The sequence below is a fragment of the Duncaniella muricolitica genome (genome assembly GCF_910574735.1).
Taxonomy (GTDB): Bacteria; Bacteroidota; Bacteroidia; order Bacteroidales; family Muribaculaceae; genus Duncaniella; species Duncaniella muricolitica.
Map to the genome: position 1 here is coordinate 1 of NZ_CAJTCF010000128.1, position 5,901 is coordinate 5,901.

At 52.6% G+C, this 5,901-nt stretch carries 4 protein-coding genes and 1 pseudogene; 2 read left to right on the forward strand and 3 right to left on the reverse strand.

Annotated features, from left to right (window positions below; translation table 11 throughout):
• Nucleotides 1–102, forward strand: a pseudogene (locus QGT73_RS16800) (IS5/IS1182 family transposase); the annotation flags it as partial.
• Between the two features lie 104 nt (nucleotides 103–206).
• A complete protein-coding gene (locus QGT73_RS16805; protein WP_341874130.1) occupies nucleotides 207–2,513 on the forward strand; it encodes a TonB-dependent receptor in 2,307 nt (768 codons plus the stop codon).
• 161 nt (nucleotides 2,514–2,674) lie between these two features.
• Here the strand turns inward: QGT73_RS16805 and ispF are convergent, their stop codons facing one another.
• The 3 genes from ispF to QGT73_RS16820 all read right to left on the reverse strand — a co-directional run bounded on the left by ispF (nucleotide 2,675) and on the right by QGT73_RS16820 (nucleotide 5,743).
• Complete coding sequence (ispF, locus tag QGT73_RS16810; protein ID WP_280123191.1) at nucleotides 2,675–3,148, reverse strand: 2-C-methyl-D-erythritol 2,4-cyclodiphosphate synthase; 474 nt, start codon at nucleotides 3,146–3,148, stop codon at nucleotides 2,675–2,677.
• Complete coding sequence (gene porV, locus QGT73_RS16815; protein WP_280123192.1) at nucleotides 3,145–4,344, reverse strand: type IX secretion system outer membrane channel protein PorV; 1,200 nt, start codon at nucleotides 4,342–4,344, stop codon at nucleotides 3,145–3,147. The genes ispF and porV overlap by 4 nt, the downstream gene beginning before the upstream one ends.
• 187 nt (nucleotides 4,345–4,531) lie before the next feature.
• Nucleotides 4,532–5,743, reverse strand: coding sequence for a porin (locus QGT73_RS16820; protein ID WP_280123193.1), 1,212 nt, complete (start codon nucleotides 5,741–5,743; stop codon nucleotides 4,532–4,534).
• Nucleotides 5,744–5,901: the final 158 nt, after the last annotated feature.

The window sequence follows — 5,901 nt, forward strand, 5'->3', positions numbered from 1 at the left end:
GCCGTACTCAACCGCTTCGATACCACCGTCTCCAGTTGGAAAGGTTGGAATTTCCTCGCTTTTATCGTTATTTTCCTTAAAAAATTTCACAAATCAAATTAGTTTAAACAACTTCATTATTAGGTATTGTCCGGGTGTGCTATTTGTTATAATTTTGCAGCCTGAAATTTCACGTGCATTTTTTTACCAACTGTAATCACATTCTTATGATTCGTACTACGCTATTTATCATCAATTTAATCTTGGCATCGCTAATCTCTGTGCATGCTATCCCCGCAAAAGTCTCGGACGCAAACATCGGAGGACATGTCATTGACGATGAAAACGGCGAACACATACCGGGCTGCCTCATCAGAATACTCGGCACCGACATAGCAGTCATGACCGACGCGTCGGGCCATTACATAATCCGCGACCTCGAGCCGGGCGACTATGTGCTTGAGGCTTCGATGGTCGGCTATGTGACCCAGAAAAAGAACGCAAGCGTTAAAAAACGTCAGAGTATAGAAGTGAATTTCGACATCGTTCCCGACGCTTTCATGCTCGACCAGGTGGTGGTCACATCGTCCAAGACCGAGACCAAGCGCAGAGAAAGCCCTTCGCTCGTAAATGTGGTGACCGGAAAGACGTTTCTTAATGTCGGAGCCTGCACTCTGGCCGACGGACTCGACTTCCAGCCTGGCGTGAGAGTGGAGAACGACTGCCAGAACTGCGGATTCACTCAGGTGAGAATCAACGGTCTCGACGGACACTACTCGCAGATATTGATGAACTCGCGGCCCGTGTTCTCCGCTCTGGCCGGAGTGTACGGACTCGAGCACATACCGGCCAACATGATCGACCGTGTCGAAGTGATGCGCGGAGGCGGTTCGGCCCTCTTCGGCTCCTCGGCTGTGGGCGGCACCATCAACATCATCACCAAAGACCCTGTCACCAACTCGGCCCAGGTGTCGCACACACTCACGTCAATAGGTGTGTCGGGCGCGCTCGACAACAACACCACAATGAACGCCTCGGTGGTAACCGACAACAACAAGGCCGGCATCTTTATCTACGGACAGAGCCGCAGCCGTGACGGATATGACGACAACAAGGACGGATATACCGAGATAGCCCAGATCAAGGCGCAGACAATAGGTGCGAGAACATTTTTCCGCACAAGCGGCGACACCAAACTGACACTCGAGTATCACAACACCCACGAATATCGCCGCGGAGGCGACCAGCTCGACCAACCGGCCCACTTGGCCATGATAGCCGAGCAGGTTGACCACAATATCAACTCGGGCGAGGCTACTTTTGACTGGTGGTTGCGCGACCGCCGTGACAAACTGTCGATATTTGCCGCCACACAGAACACCAAACGTCAGAGCTATTACGGCTCCGACATGGACCCCGACGCCTATGGCCGCACCTCTGACATCGTAGTGACCGCCGGATCACAGTGGACCCATCCGATGGACCGCTTCCTGTTTATGCCGGCCGAGCTTGTGGCCGGCCTGGAGTATTCTTACAACAGGCTTCATGATGTTACCATCGGATATGGCCACGACATCCTCCAGACGGTAAACATTTACAGCGGCTATCTGCAGAACGAATGGAAAAACGAGCGGTGGGGATTTCTTGCCGGTGCGCGTGTGGACAAACATTCGCTCATTCACAACGCCATCATATCGCCACGCCTCAACGTGAGATACAATCCCTCAGACAACGTCAACCTGCGCGCATCCTACTCTACGGGCTTCCGCTCGCCACAGGCCTATGACGAGGATTTCCATGTAGCCATCGTAGGCGGTGAGCGCGTAGTGACAGTCCTCGCTCCCGGGCTCAAGCAGGAAAGCTCGCAGAGCCTGAGCCTCTCGGGCGACCTGTATCATCGGTTTGGCAACGTCCAGACCAACCTTCTCATCGAAGGCTTCTACACCGATCTGCGCGACGTCTTTGCACTCCGCCAGCTCGACGGACTCGACGCCAACGGCAATGCCGTACTCGAACGTTACAACGGTTCGGGAGCCCGTGTGATGGGTATGAACATCGAGGCCAAGGCATTTTTCTCCAAGCATTTTGACATCCAGGGTGGTGTGACACTGCAACGGAGCCGATACAAGAGCCCCGAGGCATGGAGCGACAATCCCGAAGTGCCCGCGGTGAAAAAGATGTTCCGCACGCCCGATGTATATGGCTACTTCACAGCCAACTGGGAGGTTACCCACTCTCTGCGCGCCACATTCACCGGCACGGCCACAGGCCCGATGCTGGTGCAGCATATGGAAGGCTCCGGCACCGACATCGACATGGCCGTGACCACACAATCATTCTTTGATGCTTCGGCCAAACTGACCTACACCTTCAAGGTGTTCAACCGAGTTAATCTTGACCTCTCGGCCGGCATAAGCAACATATTCAACTCCTACCAGAAAGATTTTGACACCGGCTCACTGCGCGACTCGGGCTACATCTACGGCCCCGCCATGCCCCGAAGCATCAACGTCGGCGTGACTATGAACCTGTAAGAACAACGGGGAGATACAAAAGGACAAAAGACTCAGAAGAAACAAAAGTTTTTAATCAGGATTAAACCGTGTGGTTTATGAATAATTAAAAACTTTTGTTTCTTCTGAGTCTTTTGTCCTTTTGTATCTCCCCGTATCTCCCCTTATCTCCCTGAGTCTTCTTAAATTTTTTCAATCAGCGCGACGGCCATTGCCGCGATGCCTTCGCCACGGCCGGTAAATCCGAGATGCTCGGTTGTCGTGGCCTTGACCGAAACACAATCGGCCGAGACGGCAAGGTCGGCTGCCACATTGGCTATCATCTCGGGAATATAGGTCAGCAGTTTGGGCCGCTGAGCCACGATGGTAACATCTACATTACCCACCCGATAGCCCTTCTCTCCGATTATCTCGACCACCCTGCGCAGCAGGCGGCGCGAGTCGGCACCCTTGTAGGCAGGGTCAGTGTCGGGAAAGTGATAGCCTATGTCACGCATGGCGGCCGCGCCGAGCAGAGCGTCGGCCAGTGCGTGAAGAGCCACATCGGCATCACTCTGGCCGAGAAGTCCTTTATCATAAGGCACCTTCACGCCACACAGTATGAGCTCGCGTCCTTCCACGAGCTTATGTACATCATATCCTTGTCCTATTCTCATCTGCGTCCGAATATTTCTTTAAGTCCGTCCATGTCAAAAGTAAGAGTGAAGCGCAACGTCTGGTCGAGCGGCGAGGTCTGGGCCGTGGCGAGCATATAGGATGCGTCGAGACGAAGCACATTGAGCGCGAAGCCGGCTCCGATGCCGAAGTATTGCAGATTGCCCTTCATGGGATGCTGGTAATAGTAGCCCGCACGCAGGAAGAACTGCTGATTGTAATTATACTCGGCTCCAAGCGAATAGGAAATCTCGCGCAACTCCTCCTTCATGCCGCCGGGAGCATCGTTGAACGACTTGAATATACCTGTAATCGACGACATATTGCGCCAGTCGGCCTCGGCCTTGGCAAACTCTTGCCCACCCTCCTCATCGTCGGCATAATCCGAGCGACGCGGCATTGTGGGCACCAGCAGTTTGTTGAGGTCGACACTCAGCGCGAGATTGTGATAGTCGGCGAGGGGAAATGTAAAGGTTGTGCCTATGCGCAGATTGGTCGGTAGAAATGCCTGATTATTGGAGCCGTTGGCATAGTTGAGCTTCGAGCCGATATTGGATATGTTCCAGCCCCATGACCACTGGCATTCATTACGCCCGATAATGGGATATGTGGTGTAATAGCCCGAAATGTCGGCCGCAAACGCCGACGCACCCGATGAGTTGTCGGTCTCGGATGTGCCGAAAGCCAGATCGGAATATATGTAACGAAACACTATACCCATCGAGAACTTCTCTGACAGCTTGCGCGAATAGCCCACGTCAAAAGCCATCTCATAGGGATTGATGGTCTGGCTGCCGGTATTACCCGGAGTATTGCTCACCACCTCACCGAGCGAGAAGTAGCGCAGCGAGGCCGAAATAGCCTGATTGTCCTCCTCGCCGAGCTTCCAGTAGCCCGAGAGATTGGCCAGATATATGTCATTGACAAGTTTGCGCAGCCACGGAGTATAGCTGAGCGCGACAGCCCCCTTGCTGTAAGCGAAGGCATATTTCGAGGGGTTCCAGTATTGCGAATTGGCGTCAGGGTCAGTGGCCGCGCCGAGGTCGCCCATCGAGGCTCCGCGGGCGTCGGGGGCTATGCCCAGCGAAGTCACACCTGTGGTTATAGGGTTAAATTCGTTCTTGTCCTGAGCCGACACAGCCGAGACTCCTCCCAGCAACATGGCACACACAAGAAACACGTTTCTGCAAAAATTCATTTTCGGTTACTATTATACAATATAATAACTCCGCAAACTCTGAATTATTGCATGCGGCTCCAGACGGGTGTTGAATAACAAATGTTAAACACCATCAAAAAAAGATGTCGGGTGTTGAAGTGAGTCAGGCCATAAGCCTCACTCATCTTCCTACACCCGACATTCCTTATATTATTGTCAAGCCCTCTTAGAAGAGTATCTGCAAGCGTGCCTGGATGGTGTTGACATGACATTTGTGGAAACCAAGCACCTCACTGTCGCGCACATCGGTATAAGAGTAACGCAGACGGGCAAGCATGTATTTGTTGATGTAATAGTTGAGAGTGACCGAATAGTCATTGGAGCGGCCGCCATATATGCCGGCCTTGTGGCATGACGCATCGGTGTAATTGTAGCCGAGAATCAGCTCAAGCGATTTTGGCGCGGGAGTGGCCAGACCGGCGTCACCGTGTGAATAACCGTAGGAGTTGCCCACAAGCAGTCCGCGGAGAAATCCATACACACCCTGTGCCTTATAAGAGGCAAGGTCGCTGTGACGGGCGATGTTCATATAGTAATACTGACCCTCGAGAGCAACGCGGTCATAAGCCAACACAAGTTCGGGCGAAAGCTTGAACACCCCCTTGGCATCGCCGATATGAGCGTCGAGCATACCTATCTTATTGACACGAGTGGGGAAATTGGCCGAATAGTTGAAGAAGCCTTCCGATGTCTCGCCATTGTCCTCGATGCTGTGCATGGCCGACTGATACCAGAGCGACATACCCACCTGGGCTATGAGTCCCTCTTGACGCAGAGGACGATACACGAGGCGTGTGAGACCGCCCACACTTACCTTGCCTTGCTCATTGGCCGGCTTTGACATAGAGGTGCCGTCGACAATGGCACTGACTCCGGTAAAGAACTGATCCTTGTCATGGACAAATTCCAGACCGACGTTACGGCCGGTGGCCTTGAAGAAATCGTCGGTGGATGCAGCCTCCATAGCCGGCTTCATAGAGCTTGATGTAGCGGCATTGAGACCGAACTGATGCACGAAATAACCTCCGCGCAGATAGTTCTCCGGATTGATGTTATACTGGATATACACATCCTTGAATCCGAGCTTCTGATAGCCATAACCGACATCAATCTTAGCCTGCCAGTGGCCATAGCTCACCTTTGCGCCCATACGTATGTCGGGGAGGGCCACCCCGTCGGCAAAGCTCGGACCGGCCGATACGACCTGACCCTCGGCATCGCGGTCCTCATAAAGAGGTCCGTCGGGAGCATAGACTGCTCCGTCGAGGAGTATGCGGCCTGTAGGCTGCACCTTTATCTTGTTTTCGTATTGTGCTTGTGCGGATGTTGCGCCTAAGAGTGCGGCCGCCGATAAGGCAGTCAGTACGAGAGTTCTCATAATAAAATAGTAGATTGTGTTTTTAAGCGCAGGTATAAGGTAATAGATGCGTTCACTAGTGTCCCATAAAAATGGGAGCTAGTTAAAAATTAAATAAATTTGGTCCACTTGGGTCGTAGAGAACATTGAAATTTTGAGATTTAGTTTTGTCGAAGAGA